The sequence below is a fragment of the Marinobacter sp. G5_S1_61_S3 genome (assembly GCF_054968585.1).
The window spans coordinates 91578-108279 of sequence record NZ_JBQKUK010000017.1 but is presented as its reverse complement, the minus strand read 5'-3'; the positions used below and the strand labels follow the sequence as shown (position 1 = coordinate 108279).

Annotated in this window: 12 protein-coding genes; 4 read left to right on the top strand and 8 right to left on the bottom strand. The window is 57.9% G+C overall.

The features are described from left to right. The coding region (gene tssI, locus ACTRWH_RS16880; RefSeq protein ID WP_462826660.1) for a type VI secretion system tip protein TssI/VgrG at positions 1-1442 on the bottom strand (1442 nt) is incomplete at its 3' end. Positions 1443-1623: 181 nt separating this feature from the next. Between tssI and ACTRWH_RS16875 the strand changes: the two genes are divergently transcribed. Beyond that, a complete protein-coding gene (locus tag ACTRWH_RS16875) occupies positions 1624-2649 on the top strand; it encodes an NADP-dependent oxidoreductase (protein WP_228210829.1) in 1026 nt (341 codons plus the stop codon). Positions 2650-2675: 26 nt separating this feature from the next. Here ACTRWH_RS16875 and ACTRWH_RS16870 read toward each other — a convergent pair whose 3' ends face one another. Genes ACTRWH_RS16870 through ACTRWH_RS16845 form a run of 6 tightly spaced genes read right to left on the bottom strand, consistent with a single transcriptional unit; the run spans position 2676 to position 9546 of the window. Next, positions 2676-3641 carry an NAD(P)H-quinone oxidoreductase gene (locus tag ACTRWH_RS16870; RefSeq protein ID WP_036206891.1) on the bottom strand — a complete coding sequence of 322 codons (966 nt, stop codon included), beginning with the start codon at positions 3639-3641 and terminating at the stop codon, positions 2676-2678. A 32-nt stretch (positions 3642-3673) separates the two neighbouring features. Continuing rightward, positions 3674-4786, bottom strand: coding sequence for a tRNA-queuosine alpha-mannosyltransferase domain-containing protein (locus ACTRWH_RS16865; protein ID WP_228210828.1), 1113 nt, complete (start codon positions 4784-4786; stop codon positions 3674-3676). A 15-nt stretch (positions 4787-4801) separates the two neighbouring features. Further along, positions 4802-6532, bottom strand: coding sequence for a sugar phosphorylase (locus ACTRWH_RS16860; RefSeq protein ID WP_228210827.1), 1731 nt, complete (start codon positions 6530-6532; stop codon positions 4802-4804). A gap of 1 nt (position 6533) precedes the next feature. Then, entirely contained in the window at positions 6534-7754 is a 1221-nt protein-coding gene (locus tag ACTRWH_RS16855; RefSeq protein ID WP_036206058.1) for a glycosyltransferase family protein, read from the bottom strand. Between the two features lie 29 nt (positions 7755-7783). Further along, positions 7784-8587, bottom strand: coding sequence for an HAD-IIB family hydrolase (locus tag ACTRWH_RS16850; RefSeq protein WP_091644491.1), 804 nt, complete (start codon positions 8585-8587; stop codon positions 7784-7786). Positions 8588-8598: 11 nt separating this feature from the next. Then, complete coding sequence (locus ACTRWH_RS16845) at positions 8599-9546, bottom strand: hypothetical protein (RefSeq protein WP_228210826.1); 948 nt, start codon at positions 9544-9546, stop codon at positions 8599-8601. Positions 9547-9661: 115 nt separating this feature from the next. Between ACTRWH_RS16845 and ACTRWH_RS16840 the strand changes: the two genes are divergently transcribed. Continuing rightward, positions 9662-11116, top strand: coding sequence for a protein adenylyltransferase SelO (locus ACTRWH_RS16840; RefSeq protein WP_228210825.1), 1455 nt, complete (start codon positions 9662-9664; stop codon positions 11114-11116). A 13-nt stretch (positions 11117-11129) separates the two neighbouring features. On the opposite strand, the gene ACTRWH_RS16835 is transcribed toward ACTRWH_RS16840, so the two are convergent. After that, positions 11130-12644: a fumarate hydratase gene (locus tag ACTRWH_RS16835; protein ID WP_036206052.1), complete on the bottom strand. Its 1515-nt coding sequence runs from the start codon at positions 12642-12644 to the stop codon at positions 11130-11132. 195 nt (positions 12645-12839) lie between these two features. On the opposite strand from ACTRWH_RS16835, the gene ACTRWH_RS16830 reads away from it, so the two are divergent. Together ACTRWH_RS16830 and ACTRWH_RS16825 are read left to right on the top strand one after the other, a co-directional pair. Then, positions 12840-13613 carry an enoyl-CoA hydratase gene (locus tag ACTRWH_RS16830; RefSeq protein WP_151981813.1) on the top strand — a complete coding sequence of 258 codons (774 nt, stop codon included), beginning with the start codon at positions 12840-12842 and terminating at the stop codon, positions 13611-13613. Positions 13614-13908: 295 nt separating this feature from the next. Continuing rightward, positions 13909-16653, top strand: coding sequence for a hypothetical protein (locus ACTRWH_RS16825; RefSeq protein ID WP_228210824.1), 2745 nt, complete (start codon positions 13909-13911; stop codon positions 16651-16653). Positions 16654-16702 lie beyond the last annotated feature (49 nt).

The following is a 16702-nucleotide window of genomic DNA, read 5'->3' as shown; positions in this document are numbered from 1 at the left end:
CCCTTGTGGGTCTGGGTTTTGAGGGTGGTGCGGGTCTTGTGCTCCGGCAGCGCGTACGGCGGCGTGTTGGTGGCGTGGTAGGTTCTTCCGGTAATGATCGGCTGGTCCGGGTCGCCGTCCAGGAAGCTGACGATGACTTCGTTGCCGATTCTCGGCAGCGCCATGAAGCCATACTGGCCACCGGCCCAGCCCTGGCTGACTCTGAGCCAGGCGCTGCTGTGTTCGTCGTTTTTACTGTAACGGTCCCACGGGAATCGGACTTTGACGCGTCCGTGTTCGTCGCAGTGGATCTCTTCGCCTTTGGGGCCGGTGACAATGGCAACCTGGGGGCCGTCCATCAACGGGCGATGCTCGACCTGGGGCCGCCAGGTGCGGTCCGCGGGGATGGCGTTGAAGGCGTTGTGGTAGGTGGTGGCGCCGTTGTTGCCATCCTCTTCCAGGGCCTGGGGTTGTTCTCCGGTGTGGGTGATGCTGGTGAACAGCCATTCCCGGTTCAGGCGTGGGTTGTCGTGGTCGGTGAGTTCGACTTTGGCACCTACGGTGAAGTCGGGGCGGTTGCTCTGGCCATCGGCGATGGCGGCGTCGTTCCTGAGGGCATCGAGACGGCTTTCGGTAAAGGGCTGGCCACTGGCGTCCTGCTTGAAGCGGCCGGGGTAGTCGTAGTGCTGGTAGTCTTCCCGCTGGCCGTCCAGTTTGTCGGCCTGATGTTCGTGCATCAGGGCGTAGGCGGGATTCTTGAAGGTGTAGTCCTTCATGGCCACGGAGGCGGCTTTCACCCGTTCCCGGTAGCGGAACTGGAAGACGGTACTCTGGCGGGTGCTGCCGCCAGCCTTGGCGTTGTATGCCACCGGCTCGAGCCGGGGGGCGTCGCCGTGGTGGTCGGCGATGATGAGGGCCGGTTGGTCGTTGCCTTCCACATCGCCGTGGTAATAGCGGTAGTGCCAGCCTTCTTCAGCGGCCAGCCGTTCGACAAAGGCCAGGTCGCTTTCCCGGTGCTGGACGCAGTATTCCCGTTCCTCGGGGGTGCGCTTGAGATCAAAGACGGTGTCGATAAGGCCCCGCTCTTCCAGCAGGGTGCGCACGATGGCGTCGGTGGCCTGGGTCTGGAAGATGCGGCTGTTGTGCATCAGGTCGAGGCGCCACAGGGGGGGCTGGACGATGACGTCGTAACGGGTGCGGCGATGGCCGGAGTCGCCCCGGACGAATTCGTTGATCACGCCGGTAAAGCGCCGCAGCGGTACTCCGTCCTGCCACATCACCAGTTCCACGGGCTGTTCCAGCACGTCTTCGGGGGCGATGTCGGGCGAGGTACTGGCCAGTTCCAGCTTGCAATAGCAGAGCCTGGAAAGGTACTCGGTCAGCTCGAAACGGGCGACCACGAACAGGTCTTTGGGGAGTTGGCCAAGGGTGGCCGTGAACTGCAGTCCGGTTGCCTGGGGCATGTCTTCGGTCCCTGAAGATGTCTGAAATTGGCGTCGTTCAACAAACAGCTCGTCCTGAGCTTGGGTGATTATAACGATCAGGCAGGAGAATGTAACCCCGGCTTCGCAAAGCCGGGATGTTGACCTCAAAACGAATCTGCTGCACCCTAATCTGGTTTCATTATGCAACCGGAGATGATTTGTGACCAACCATACCAATCGAGCGGTGATTCTCAAGCAGCGCCCGCAGGGCGAAATTCAGGAGGGTGACCTGGCCCTTGAAGAGCGGCCAGTCCGCGAACTGAAAGAAGGTGAGGTCCTGGCCAAAGTGCTATGGCTGTCGCTGGACCCTTACATGCGCCCCCGCATGAACGATGCCAAGGGCTACATGGATCCTATTGGCCTTGATGAGGTCATCGTTGGCGAAAGCGTCGCACGGATCGTCGAGTCCCGGTCAGACAACCTCAAAGTGGGTGACCTGGTGACCTGTTACTCGGGCTGGCAGGAGTATGTAGTGTTCCCTGCCAATGCGGAGATGGTCTACAAGATTGAACCGAAGGACAACGTGCCCCTGCAGGCCTACCTTGGCGTTGCCGGGATGCCCGGACGCACCGGCTATTGCGGCCTGATGTACGTGGGCAAGCCGACATCCGGTGAGACCGTTGTAGTGTCCGCCGCGTCTGGCCCGGTGGGCACGGTGGTTGGTCAAACTGCCAGGAAAGAAGGTTGCCGTACCGTCGGCGTGGCCGGAGGCCCGGAGAAATGCCGGTATGTGGTGGAAGAGTTGGGTTTTGATGCCTGCGTGGATTATAAGGCCGGCAATCTCGAAGCCGACCTCAAGGCCGCCTGCCCCGACGGCATCGACATCTACTTCGAAAACGTGGGCGGTGCCGTGACCCGTGCCGTGGCGCCGTTACTCAACCCTGGCGCTCGGGTACCTATCTGCGGCTTCGTGTCCGCTTACAATGCCGAGGATATGGGGGCAGTGGAAACACCTTTCCACGTACTCAAGGCGCTGGACCCGGTGCCGGACCACCGCTTCTTCCTGGTCACAGAGTGGCAGGACAAACATCAGGAAATCACCAATATCCTGGCGGACCGTGTTGCTTCTGGCGAACTCAAATACCGTGAGACCATCGCGGAAGGCCTGGAAAACGCACCGGAAGCCTTCAAGGGTATGCTGAAAGGGAAAAACTTCGGCAAGCAGTTGGTACACATCGCCGATTGATCCGGAAAACCTCCAGGGAAGGAGGTTTACCCGGCAACCTGCAACAAGACTTTCCCGATGTTTCGATTCTCCGCCACATAGGCCATGGCTTCCCCCGCCTTCTCGATAGGCCAGGCACTATCAATCACCGGATCAATCTGCCGGGCACTGAGCAGTGGCCAGACATGCTTATACAGGGCACTCATGACGTCACCCTTGTCCGCCACGGGCCGGGACCGAAGGGTTGAACCGATCAGGCGATGGCGTTTCATCAACATCAACCCCAGATCGACTTCCGCCATACGACCGCCCATCAGGCCAATGAGTATGATTCGGCCATCCATATTCAATACTTTCTGGTCTTCGGCGATGTAGTTTCCGCCAACGGGGTCCAGCACCATGTCCACCCCGCCCCAGGATTTGATGGCATCGACGAACGAACCGTCCTTGCGATTCCAGACACCGCTGGCGCCCAGCCTTCTGCAGATCTCGAGTTTGTCGTTGTCGCCGGCCGTGGCAAACACCGGATTGCCGAGAGCCGTTGCCAATTGAATCACGGCCGTACCAAGGCCACTGGCCGCTGCGTGGACCAGCACTTTCTCACCAGGCTTGAGTGCAGCTTCGTGATAGAGATTCAGCCAGGCGGTCGCAAACACTTCAGGAATGGCCGCTGCCTCTTTCAGGCTGTAACCCTTTGGAACGGGCAACACCTGAACCGCAGGCACCACCACATGGGTGGCATAACCACCGCCCGTAAGCAGTGCGCAGACTTCATCACCGGGTTTGAGGTTATGAACACCCTCTCCCACCCTGGAAATAGTCCCGCTGACTTCGAGGCCCAGGATGTCCGACGCCCCGGGCGGTGGCGGATACACACCGGCTTTCTGCATCAGATCCGCACGGTTGATGGCGGTCCACGCAATATCAATAGCCACATGATTTTCGGGCACCTCGGAAGGCGCTTCATACGCTTCCCAGCTCAGTGTGTCGCCACTGACTTTGATGGCTCTCATCATCTGCGCTTACTCCGTGTTTTGGGTCAGGCTCAGGATACCGTCTGCTGGCCCAGGGTTGCACTGATCACTTTGTAATATTTCATTTGCAGTTCACTGAGCCGCCAATCTCCGGGTCTACAAATCTCCGGTGGTTGATGTATTAAGCGGCTTAGTAGACCGGCTGCGGCGTCAGCCTCCGCCGCTGGATTATCCACGTGACTGGCATAGCGTTGCGCCGCTGGTACATATTCCGGGTAGGCCAGCCGGTCCGGCGCCAATGCCAGGCAGCCAGATGCCATCGCCTCCAATACCGACAGCCCCTGGAAATCATGAAGAGCGGTGGAGATAGCCACATCAGCTTCGCCCAGCAACCGGTCGTAATCCGCCCTGCTCTGCAGGTATCCCCAGTTCACTATGCGCTCCCGGTGTCGCTCACGTATACCACCGAATGCCTCGGGCTCATTGCGAAACTGCTCCCCTACCACACTCAACCGGAAGTCCTGACCGGCGTCGGCAAGCGAATCCAGCAACAGAGACAACCGGTCTGGCGCCTTGTCGTATTCCCAGCGGTGATTCCATAGGAGATGGGGGCACTGTGCGTTGATCGGCTTCTCTCTTTCAACAAACAGGCGGTCTTCGATCGGCACGGGAACGACCTGGGATTTCCTGCCGATACCCTCCAGCAGGCCATCGGGGAGCCCGTCCGGCATCATTTCCAGGAAACGTCGGGCGCCATCCAGAAAGCTGTCCCGGTTCCACGCGCTGTTGAACAGCACTTTATCCGCGGCAACGGCGCTGTAGAGATTGACGATTTTGGGCTCGGCACTGGAATGCTGCCGGCCGGAATCCGGGTAGGCAAACTGGTTCTCATGCATGTAGAGAATCGTAGGCGTACGCGCCAGATGAGGATGGAATCCCTTCAGGGACGCCAGATCCACCATGGAGGTCACCACCAGGAGATCATAGTGGGCCTTTAGCGCCGGCTCCTGTAGCCAGGTCAGTGCATTGCCGCGAATCCGCCAGCGAAAAAAGCGGGGCGGGAGCGCCAGCACCTCCCAATCGAAATCGGGCTGGCTGGCCACCAGTTGTTCACGCCAGCGTTGATGGCTGCCGGCGTCGTAGGCGGACAATAATAGAATGCGGGGCTGGGCTGTCGATGGCATCCGCGCATTCTGCCATCATTCCCGGTTCGACAACCACACACTTTGATAGGGCTTGAGAGTCAGGCTGCCAGACAGGTCGTCAATCTTCAGGCCAGAGATCAGGTCCTGCCATTGGTCGGTTCCTATCAGGTTAATGTCGCCAAGGGACACCTGCTGGACCTCATCGGTGATGTTGTGAATGCAGAAGATCGACTGGTCACGGCGCATGCTCTGGCGCCAGAAGCCGAACAGCTGCAAACCGAGATGGAGGGTGAACTGGGTAGCATTGGGGTGGAAGGCGGGCTGCTTGCGGCGAATGGCAATCAGGCGCTTGAGCTCGGTGAACACGTTGTGATGATGGCTCAGCGGGTCCGCCAGCTCAGCTTCCAAAGTGTCCAGGTTCCACTGCCCGCGGTTGATGGAACGCAGGCGACCGGTGTTCTTAACCCGCTCATGGTCGTTCTCAGTGCCCAGCAGGCTGTGGATGTAGAACGCAGGAATCCCTTCCAGGGCCAGCATAACGGTATGAGCGCAGATAAAGCGGTGCAACTGCCAATGGTCAGAGCCTCTCTCCGCTGTTCCCTTTAAGGCATCAAACAACGCCACGTTCATTTCATAGGGCTGATCCTTGCCATCTGGCGTACGCCGATAGGAGACTTTACCGCCGAAAGATTCCATGGTGTTGATCAGTCGCAGCTTTTCTTCTTCCGTCAACAGGCCGTCTGTTGGGCGCAGGCCCACGCCATCATGGGAGGCAATGAAGTTGAGATAGGTGGTGCCCATCTGCGCCGGCGGCATGCTCATCAGCCAGGTTTTCAGGTGGCGGCAGTTGCCAGTGACCAGAGTGTTGATCAGCAGCGGCGGCAACGAAAAGTTGTAGATCACGTGGGCTTCGTTGGCGTTGCCGAAGTAGGTCAGATTCTCGCGGTTGGGAACGTTGGTTTCCGTAATGACAACGCTCTCGGGGGTGTGGTGTTCAATCAACAGGCGCAGAATCTTGATCAGTTCGTGGGTTTGCTGCAGATGGATGGACGGCGTACCCACCTCTTTCCATAGAAAAGCCACCGCGTCGAGCCGGAAAATGATCACGCCCCGCTCGAGATAGTAGCGGATGATGCCCACAAATTCGTTCAGCACCTGGGGGTTTGCAAAATTCAGGTCCACCTGGTCTTCACTGAAGGTGCACCAGACGTAACGCTCGCCATCCTCTGTCTGTACAGCGTTAAGCAACGGGGATGTGCGGGGCCGGACCACCGCGCTCAGGTCGTCTGTTGGCCTGGCCTCGAAGAAGTAATCCTTGCCAGGATCGATCCGTTTCCGGAAATTCTCGAACCACCTGCTGCGGGCCGACATGTGGTTGATCACCAGGTCCGCCATCAGTCTGTAGTCGTCAGCTATCCGCTCGATGTCCGCCCAGTCGCCATGGGATTCATTGACCGCCAGATAATCCATAACGGAAAAACCGTCGTCCGAGCTGTAGGGGAAAAACGGCAGGATATGCACGGCGGACACGGTGTCATTCAGGCAGTCGCCGAGAAACCGGTTCAGGGTCTGAAGTGGCTTCTCACCCTTGCGCTGGACGGTGTCCGCGTAGGTGATCAGCATGACATCGGATTCGTCCCAGTTATTCTGGTGGGCCGGGGGCGCCGACGTATCCCACGCCAGCCCCATGGTTTCGAGCAGCTGATCCGCGAGGACGCCCGTATCCGCTTCCGGGTAAACCACATCCAGCATCGTGGCGAGCTTGTGATGCAGGGTATTGCTCATGCTACCGATACTCCTCGTTGTCCAGCTCTACGGCCTCGAGAAGCTGTTGCTTGATATCCGGAATGGCACTGGTGACGCGATTCCAGCTCGGAATAAACGGTGTGTCCATGGGATTGTCCAGAAAGTAAGCCCCTGCCCGCATGACATTCTGGGCAAACAACTCCACCGCTTTCTCTTCCTTGTGCCGGTCAAAGCTCAGTCCGTTGATCACCGCGTCACTCTGGTAGGTTTCAACAAAGTCCAGGGCAATGCGGAAGTAAGCCGCCTTGATGGTGCGAAACTTTTCATTGGAGAAGATTTCGCCATTAGTGGCCAGCTTGCGGAACAGGGCCTTGCTGATATCAGTGCTCATTTTGGACAGGCCGCGGCTGGCATCCTCCGGCGATAACTCCTGATGCTTATGATCGTAGGTATCAGCAATGTCCACCTGGCAAAGGCGGTTGGTGGCGTAGTTGCGCTTCATCTCAGAGAGCACGCCCACTTCCAGCCCCCAGTCGCTGGGTATGCGCAGGTCGTTAATGACGTCGGTCCGGAACGAGAATTCCCCCGCCAGCGGATACCGGTAGCTGTCGAGATAGTCCAGGAAGTCGCTGGGGCCGCACACTTTCTTCAGCGCCCGAATCAGGGGTGTGACCAGCAACCGGCTAACACGGCCGTTCATTGCGCCATCCGCTACCCGGGCGTAGTAGCCTTTGCAGAACATGTAATTGAAACCGGGATTGGCCACCGGGTAGATCAGCCTTGCCACCAGGTCACGGGAATAGGTCAAGATGTCGCAGTCGTGGAGGGCAACCGATTTGCTCTTGCCGGAGGCAAGCACGTAACCAAAGCAATACCAGACGTTCCTCCCCTTACCCATTTCTGTGGGTGCCAGGTTCTGCTCGCGCAGTTGCAAATCCAGCGCTTTCAGCCGGGGGCCGTCGTTCCAGAGCACACGCACATGCTGGGGCAGTTCGGAGAAATACGCCAGAGCGTGACGATATTCCTCCTCGTTGGCGCGATCAAGGCCGATGACGATCTGCTCGAGGTACGGCACTTTGGCGAGCTCTTTCACAATGTTCTTAAGGGCCGGGCCTTCAAGCTCTGAGTACAGGGATGGCAGCACCAGCGACATCGGTCGCTCTTTGCGGAACCCCATAAGTTCCCGCTCCAGCTCTTCCACCGGCCGTCGGCACAGGTTATGAAGGGTTGTGATGATGCCGTTCTGGTAAAAGTCGCCCATGGCGGCTCTCCTGTGGTTAGTACCCGGTTTCAGTAACCGTACTCAATCAGAAGATTCAGCACGCATTCGTTCCACCCCGCCGGACCGGCCTTAATGGACCGTATTGCCCGGCTCTGGGATGGCAGGGATACGCTCTCTGAGTGGACGCCCCGAACGATAACCGCGATATCGGCTTCCTCCAGCATGTGTTGGTCGTTGGGACTGTCGCCCAGTGCAATGGCAATCAGCCGGTCCTGCTCAAAGTGTTCCCTGTATTTACCCAGCAAAAAACGGACCCCATCAGCTTTATCAAAAGTGCCCATGGCATGGAGAAAGCGCCCGCCTTGCACCAGGCGGCAGTCGTGTTCATCCAATTTCTCGCGAAATCTGGCCAGCGAATCCTCGTCTCCTTCCCACAGCAATGGCTCTGTGCCGGCGCGGTCTTTCGCCAATTCGGCTTCGGATTCAGAGAGGTTGGCGTGCCCGGCCAGCTCCGCCGGGCTCATATCCGCAAAACTGCGGAACTGAAAACCCTCAGCCCGACATTCCTTCAGCAGGGTTAACACCTCATCCCGGGATGCCCCAAAACTCTGCACTTGCTCAGGGCCCGGTCCAAAACAGTTCGCGGGGACAATAACGGCAGCGCCATTTTCAACAATGAAAGGCGCCGTGTTTCCCAGTTGCTCCCGCACGGCCTGTATCTCTCCTGCGGTTTTACTGGAATTGAGCACCACCGGGATGTCTGCCGCCGCCAGCCGCTCAAGCGCTGGCTTCGCGGGCGACCAGTCGTAACTGTCGTGGTCCAGAAGTGTGCCGTCCAGGTCGGAAAACAGGAGCAGTCTGGGTTTGGCCATGGCAATGTCCTCTATTGGCGCTGACGAATCAGCGGTTCACCGAAACTGTGGTCTTCACCGACATTGATCACGCAATCGGCGCGGGCGGGCATTTCTTGCAGGCTGGCGCGGGTGATCCGTTCGTAGTGCATGATGAATCGGGCAATTTCCTCATTGCTCATGATGCGTAACTCATTCCCGGCCTTTTGATCAGACGCGCTCTCTTTTGGTGCAGCCCGAGAACGCTCCCTTAACTTCTGCTCCTGTAGGGTGCGCCATGTCAGCACGCACTCCATGGAGGGAGCACGCAGCATGATCAAGCTGTCGAGCTGGCTGAAAAACCGGCCATACTCCCCTTTCAGGCAGCTATTGACGTTTCGACGCCACAGGCCTTCAGGGTCCTCGGACCGCTCCAGTTCGTTGACTGGCTCCATCAATTCCTCTTCGCCACCCGCTGGAACGGCTCCCACGCACCAGCCCTCCACCAGGATGATGTCGGCCCTGCCCTTGAAAACAGGCCACTGTGCTTTCGGGTAACGGTCATCCCGGGACTTATCAAACGCTGGAATGGCGGTTTCCGTGTCCCGGTGGGCGGCTTTCAGTTGGTCAACAACGTGCTGCCCCAATGCCAGGTCGTGGGTGCCGGGAACGCCCCGGGTAATGAACAGCGGGTGGATTTCGTTTGCTCGCTGCTCCCGCTCTGCACGGGTGAGATAGAGGTCGTCGAGGGAAAAACTGGCCGTGGGGATTCGATAATGATTGGTCAGCAGTTCCCGGAGAAACAGGGTCAGCGTGGATTTTCCAGTACCCTGGGCGCCGTGGATGCCAATGACGATGGGCTCGTTTCGGGCCTGTTTGAGGCTGTGCAGGTGCTGGGCCAGGGGTAGGATGGTCTTTTTGACGGTGTCGGCGTAGGAATCGGGGAGGGATTCCTGCTTGATCAATGTACGGATGGTATTGGTCAATTCGGGTGAGGACACGGTTGACGGCTTCCCTGTTGGTTTGTTTTGAGTTTTGCAGGTTTTGTACCAATTGGAGTATAGGCAGTGGTTATTTGGTTTGTGGGAGATTGGAGTTATCTGGGACACTGACGCTATGAGCAGCAACCCGTTTAAAGTCGAACATCGTTATCTTGAGCTTCCGGACAGTTTTTACACCCGGGTGCCGCCCACGCCGTTGAGGGATGCCCGGATGGTGTGTTTTAACCACGACCTGGCCGGGGAGATGGGTTTTCACACGCAGAACCCCGAGGACTGGACCGGCATTGGTGCCGGGACGGAATTGCTGGAAGGCATGGACCCGGTGGCGATGAAATACACCGGGCACCAGTTCGGAATGTATAACCCGGACCTGGGCGACGGCCGTGGGCTACTGTTATGGGAGACGGTGGGCCCTGATGGCCGACACTGGGACTGGCACCTGAAGGGAGCAGGAATGACGCCCTATTCCCGGTTCGGGGACGGCAAGGCCGTTCTGCGCTCCACGATCCGCGAGTACCTGTGCAGCGAGGCGATGGCAGCGCTGGGAATTCCCACCACTCGGGCATTGTTCATGGTGAGCGCGAAAGACCCGGTGCGGCGTGAGTCGATTGAGACGGCGGCGGCGTTGGTGCGAGTGGCCCAGACGCACATCCGATTCGGGCATTTTGAGTTCGCAGCGCATCATGAGGGCAAACAGGCCCTGAAAACGCTGATTGAGCATGTGATTGCGCTGCACTTCCCTCACCTGATCGACCTCCCGGAGGACGAACGCTATCAACGCTGGTATGTCGAGGTGGTCGAGCGCACGGCGCGGATGATTGCCGACTGGCAGGCCGTGGGGTTCTGCCATGGGGTGATGAACAGCGACAATATGTCGATTATCGGGGACACCTTTGACTACGGCCCCTATGCCTTCCTGGACGATTTCGACGCCGGTTACATCTGCAATCATACCGACCAGGGCGGACGCTACGCGTACAATCGCCAACCCAATGTCGGGTTTGTGAACTGCCAGTATCTTGCGAACGCGCTGCTTCCGATCATGAACGAGGACGACGTAAGACGGGGGCTGCGGCGTTACGAGCTTGCCTACAACGAACGCTTCCTGCAAAACATGCGGGATAAGCTGGGGCTGGCCCAGGAAGACGAATCCGACCTCAGCCTGATAATGGACACCTTCAGCATGCTGCACGAGCACCATGTGGACTACACGCTGTTTTTCCGGGGGCTATCCAACCTCACATCGAAAGGCTCATCACCGGTCCGCGACCTGTTTGTGGACCGCAGTGTGGCGGATGAATGGCTCGGGCGGTATGAACAGCGCCTGCAATCCGAAACCCGCGCCCATGACGAGCGGGAATACCAGATGCGGAAGGTGAACCCTAAGTACATTCTAAGGAACTATCTTGCGCAGCAGGTGATCCTGGAAGCCCAGAACGGCGACTACGAGCCTATGAAGGAGTTACTGGAGGTCTTGAAGAAGCCGTTCGATGAACAGCCGGGGTTCGAACAATACTCAGCGCCTCCCCCGGACTGGGGGAAGCACCTGAGTATCAGTTGTTCTTCCTGAGTTCTCGTGAGGATCACACCGCCTTGGCGGTGATGATCTTCTCGTGCCATTCGGCAGGGCCGGTCTGGTGAACAGAGGAGCCCTTGGAATCCACCGCGACCGTCACCGGCATGTCTTCCACCTCAAATTCGTAGATGGCTTCCATCCCCAGCTCTTCGAAGGCAACCACTTCCGCGTGTTTGATGGCCTTGGACACCAGATAGGCAGAACCACCAACGGCCATCAGATAGACAGCACCGAACTCGCGGATGGCATCAATGGCCACCTGGCCGCGCTCAGCCTTGCCGATCATGCCGGTAAGGCCGGTTTTCTCAAGCATGGTACGGGTGAACTTGTCCATGCGGGTGGCGGTGGTGGGGCCCGCGGGACCAACCACTTCCTCGCGCACCGGGTCGACCGGGCCGACGTAATAGATGAAGCGGCCTTTCAGGTCCACCGGCAGTTCCTCACCGCGCTCGATCATGTCCACCATCTTCTTGTGGGCAGCATCGCGGCCAGTCAGCATCTTGCCGGAGAGCAACACGGTTTCGCCCGGCTTCCAGTCTTTCACGTCTTCCGGTGTGACCGTATCCAGGTTCACGCGGCGAACGCTGTCACCCACTTCCCAGGTGATTTCCGGCCAGTCGTCCAGGCTCGGCGGGGTTTGCAATGAAGGGCCGGAGCCGTCCAGAACGAAGTGTGCGTGACGGGTGGCCGCGCAGTTGGGAATGATCGCCACCGGCTTGTTGGCAGCATGGGTCGGGTAGTCTTTGACCTTCACATCCAGAACCGTGGTCAAGCCACCGAGACCCTGGGCACCAATACCCAGCTCATTCACCTTGTCGAACAGTTCCAGACGCAGCTCCTCGGAACGGTTGGAGGCACCACGGGCCTGCAGGTCATGGATATCAATCGGGTCCAGCAGCGACTCCTTGGCCAGCTCCATTGCTTTTTCAGCAGTGCCGCCTACGCCAATACCCAACATGCCCGGCGGACACCAGCCAGCGCCCATCTGCGGCACCATTTTCAGCACCCAGTCCACCACGGAATCCGATGGGTTCAGCATGGCGAATTTTGACTTGGCCTCGGAACCGCCGCCTTTCGCAGCCACATGCACATCCACGGTATTACCCGGCACAATCTTGTAGTGGATGATGGCAGGTGTGTTGTCCTTGGTATTGGTGCGCTTGCCGTCCGGATCGGCCAAGATAGAGGCACGCAGCACGTTGTCCGGGTGCATGTAAGCCCGGCGAACGCCCTCATTGATAATATCGTCCAGCGCCATGTCGGCATCCCATTGCACATCCATACCGACCGTCACAAACACCGTAACGATGCCAGTGTCCTGGCACAGTGGCCGCTTGCCCTGAGCGCACATGCGGGAGTTAATCAGAATCTGTGCCATGGCATCCTTGGCCGCCTGGGACTCTTCCTTCTTATAGGCCTCGTGTACAGCCTGAATAAAGTCTTTCGGATGGTAATAGGAGATGAACTGCAGCGCGTCCGCTACGCTCTCGATCAGGTCGTCCTGGCGGATTACGGTGGTCATAGGCGTCTCATCAGGTCTGGTTTGTCTAGTAGGGGTTTTAAACGTGTCTAATAAAGGAAGCGCGAAGTTTACCAGAAAATCCAAAACCGAGGGACCAAACCCGGCGCGAAGGTTTTTAACGACAAACTTGCCTAAACGGCCACGAAAAAATGTAACATTGCTGGTATCTTCGATATAAAAACAGCAGGAGACATCGTGACCGACCTCGTCCTAACTGAAAAAAAGAACCATATCCTAACCGTCAGGATTAACCGCCTGGATCGCAAAAACGCCCTCACCCATGATATGTACACCGCCCTCGGTGATGCGATTGAACAGGCCCGCGACGACAGCGACATTCGCTGTATTCTGTACACCGGGAGCGATGAGTGCTTCACAGCCGGGAACGACTTGAGCGATTTTGCCGCGGGCCTGCCCGGCGAGTTTGAAGACACCCCTGTAGGCCGGTTCCTGTTCCTGATGGCCACCACCAACAAACCGATCGTAGCCTCAGTGAATGGCCCCGCCGTGGGCATCGGCACCACCATGCTGCTGCATTGCGATTTGGTGTTTGCCGGCAACAACACCCGCTTCCAGATGCCTTTTGCCAACCTAGGCCTGTGCCCGGAAGGCGGCTCCAGCCTATTGCTGCCATCCTGGCTCGGCCGGGTACGCGCTGCGGAGTTGTTGATGCTGGGCGGCGCATTCACAGCCGAAGATGCTCAGCGCCTGGGGCTGATCAACCAGGTGTGCGAACCGTCACAAACTGAAACCACGGCTCTGGAAGCCTGCGCACGGCTTGCAGCCCAGCCCCCGGCGGCCGTCCGTGCCACCCGTGAATTGCTGAACCGGGCCAGCGGCGATGCGCTGAAAACCGCCATGCTGGCCGAAGGCAAACTCTTCGCAGAACGCCTGAAGTCACCGGAAAATGCCGAAGCCATCAAGGCCTTCACTGAAAAGCGGAAACCGGATTTCTCAAGCTTCAGCTAGGCTGGCTACCCCTGCCCCGAAAGACTCGACAAAAGTCTCGGGGCCAACTATTTTTCAATGAAGCCGAACTCCGACCGTGCGGGTAGGCTCCCAATGATCAGAATCACACTTTAGAGCGATCAACTGTTGCTTTACTGCCGCTATAGTCAGAGTTACAGAAATCAGGCACAGAGCGCTGGCCAGAATTTCAGACAACAGCTAAGCAAACCAGGCCACTGACAACGGGTTTACCGGGCCAGACCGGCCCCGTCAGCTGCCGAACATAACGACACAACAACAGGAAAAGGTTCCACCCATGTTCAAGAAAACTCTAATAAGTCTTGCCGTGGCTTCTTCCCTTGGACTGACAGGCTGCTTTGACAGCGCCGGTTCCGGGTCCAGTAATGCGGATCCTGACTACAAGATCAACAACCCGGACTTCACAGGGCGTACCTGGCCGATCTTCGATCCACTAGCCGGCAACCTACCTATTCCAAGTGACCTTAACTTTGACTCTGCCCAAGGTGACGGTACCTTTGGCGTTCCTGATAGTCAGCCACCGGTTACAACGGCTCTGAATGAGCTGAGCGGTGCTTCAACGGTTGCGCCAGCGGTGATTGCCTTTAACGGCCGAATCGATGCCGACACCGTCGTCACCGGTGAGACGGTCTTCCTGATCGAGCTTACCTATGCCAGTGGCGACCCTGTGCAAGGTCTGGGCAACCAGGAACCCCCTGCCCCAAGCGCTGCCCTCAGCCTGCCAACGCCAGCCTATCGAGCCGACGTAGTGACACTTGATGGCAACTCTGCGATTCGCATCCTGCCATTGGAGCCTTTGAACCCACGCAAACGTTACGTGGCCGTCGTAACCACAGGCATTGAAGACGTGAATGGCGACGCTATCGTTCCATCTCCTTTCTACGGAAGCCTGTCGGACGAGGAGCAGCCTCTCGGCAACTCAGCTCTGGCACCCGTTAAAGCGCTTATCAACGGACTTTGGGAGCCAATCGCTGCAGCCGCTGGAATTGCAGAGGAAAACATCGCTCTAAGTTACAGCTTTACCACATCCAATGATGAGAAAGTGCTGCAATACATTGCCGAACCAGCAGCCTGGTTTTCCGATCAGCTCAAAACTTTCGTAAAAGTGGCTGCTGCTACCAGCGCGCAAGAGGGTGGAGCTTCAAGTTATGCGGAAGTCGCCCCCGTAGTACAGGGTGCAATGGGTGCGTTCCCGGATGTTCCCGTTAGCGAAACTGAAACCTTCCGGGATGTTTTATCCGACGTGTTTGCTGGACCTTGTAATGGAGTGGCGAGCGGACAGGCAGCTTTCGACTGCACCGGCGTAGCTATTACATCTCAGCTAGTGGGCCTGAATGCTGACATATTTCCAACCCCAATACCTGGGGTAAACCGTAACGGTGGAGACATCTCTATTGATCCGAGTTCGGTCTCCCCTGTCGGGCTTGTCTCCGCTGTTGCAGGTGCAATTCCCGGCTCTGACGGCGTTCTTGCCGCTCAGGGCACCGTTAATCTGCCATATTTCCTGGCAGACAGCGCCCCCGGCGTTGTAACAGACTCCTGGAAGGCAGACTCTGCTCTGGCTGGTGGCATTAACGACCTGTTCTCCGGCGTGAGTGATGAGCCTCTGTTTGCACAAGGCAATCCAGACGTATCAACCGCAGTGAACTATATCTTCCCGTTCCCGGAAAGAACGGTTACTGGTGGCGTGGACGTTCCTGTTCTGGCTCTCTATCCCTCTGATGGCAACATAAACGGGGCCGTACTTTACCAACACGGTATTACGACCGACCGAAGCGCTGCGCTGACCTTTGGCACTGCGCTGGCCGCAAATGGCTATGCTGTTATAGCGATTGATCAGCCACTCCATGGCGTAGCTGCATTCACCGACGAAGAACAGACCGGGTTGGCAATCACCCTTCTTCAAGCCGGCGGCGCCTCTGAAGCAGAGGCCGAAGCATTAGCTCCTCTGGCCGTGTCGGGCAACGTCTCGGCACTCGCAGACGCACTCGCCGGAGGAACAGCGACGCCTGAGTCCACAGCAACAGCTCAATCGCTGGTAAACACTGTCGCGAATGCGGGAAGCACCATTCCAGGCCTGGCACCGCAGATTGGCAATGAACGCCACTTCGGGCTCTACGCGCCACAGCCGAGCGTTCCGACACCAATCGACTATGACGCTGGCATGGGTGACTCTGGCAGTCTGTTCATTAACTTGACCAGCTTCCTCACTAGCCGGGATAACAGCCGACAAAGCGTAATGGATCAGATGAACCTTCGTGCCAGTCTGGCAGATCCGAACCCCGGTACAGCACTGGAACTTCCTGGTACCGATAACACTCTCGTTATCTCTGCTGCGACTCCCGTGTACTTTGCTGGTCACTCTCTCGGCACAATTACCGGAACGCCTTTCGTTGCCAGCGTGAACGAAAACCAGGTATCGGACATCATGTTCACCGCGCCGGACGGCAGTTCCTCTATCCCATCAGCAATTAACGATGTTCAGTCCGCCAGTCTGCTGACTCCCGGTGGTGGCGTTGTGCGTCTGCTGGAAAACTCGCCCTCGTTTGCACCACGTATACTCGCTGGCCTCCAGCAGGCAGCCGGTCTAGAACAGGGCGATTCCGGCCTGGAAACCTACCTCAATGTGTTCCAGGCTGCCTACGACACAGTTGATCCCGTCAATTTTGTCGACAATCTTGCAGACAAAGGAACGCCGACACTGCTTTCACAGGTCGTTGGAGATACGGTTATTCCAAACGGCGCGGACGAAATGCTTTGGGGAGTTCCACCTCTCGAAGGCAACCTGCCGCTCCAGGTTTCACCGACTCAAACCATTAACGTGACCGTTGACAGCTTCAACGCACCTCTAGCAGGTGGCTTCCCGCTGTCCGCACCGTTTGACGCGAACTGCTTCGTGGAATACGACGCCGATGGCGCCAACCACGGCACCCCCACTTCTGCAGACCCCGCAAGTGTGTTTGCACAGATGGTTGGTGGCACTGTCGCCCTCTACATGGGTGGAGCATGCCCTCCAAACTAACAAATACACAACTTTGATATGACAGAACACCCTCAAGCAAGTGCTTGAG

What these genes read in the sequence shown, in the direction of transcription:
- ACTRWH_RS16870 (WP_036206891.1), bottom strand. Translation starts at nt 3,641, where the DNA reads ATGAGAGCCATCAAAGTCAGTGGCGACACACTGAGCTGGGAAGCGTAT.
- ACTRWH_RS16865 (WP_228210828.1), bottom strand. Translation starts at nt 4,786, where the DNA reads ATGCCATCGACAGCCCAGCCCCGCATTCTATTATTGTCCGCCTACGAC.
- ACTRWH_RS16860 (WP_228210827.1), bottom strand. Translation starts at nt 6,532, where the DNA reads ATGAGCAATACCCTGCATCACAAGCTCGCCACGATGCTGGATGTGGTT.
- ACTRWH_RS16855 (WP_036206058.1), bottom strand. Translation starts at nt 7,754, where the DNA reads ATGGGCGACTTTTACCAGAACGGCATCATCACAACCCTTCATAACCTG.
- ACTRWH_RS16850 (WP_091644491.1), bottom strand. Translation starts at nt 8,587, where the DNA reads ATGGCCAAACCCAGACTGCTCCTGTTTTCCGACCTGGACGGCACACTT.
- ACTRWH_RS16840 (WP_228210825.1), top strand. Translation starts at nt 9,662, where the DNA reads ATGAGCAGCAACCCGTTTAAAGTCGAACATCGTTATCTTGAGCTTCCG.
- ACTRWH_RS16835 (WP_036206052.1), bottom strand. Translation starts at nt 12,644, where the DNA reads ATGACCACCGTAATCCGCCAGGACGACCTGATCGAGAGCGTAGCGGAC.
- ACTRWH_RS16825 (WP_228210824.1), top strand. Translation starts at nt 13,909, where the DNA reads ATGTTCAAGAAAACTCTAATAAGTCTTGCCGTGGCTTCTTCCCTTGGA.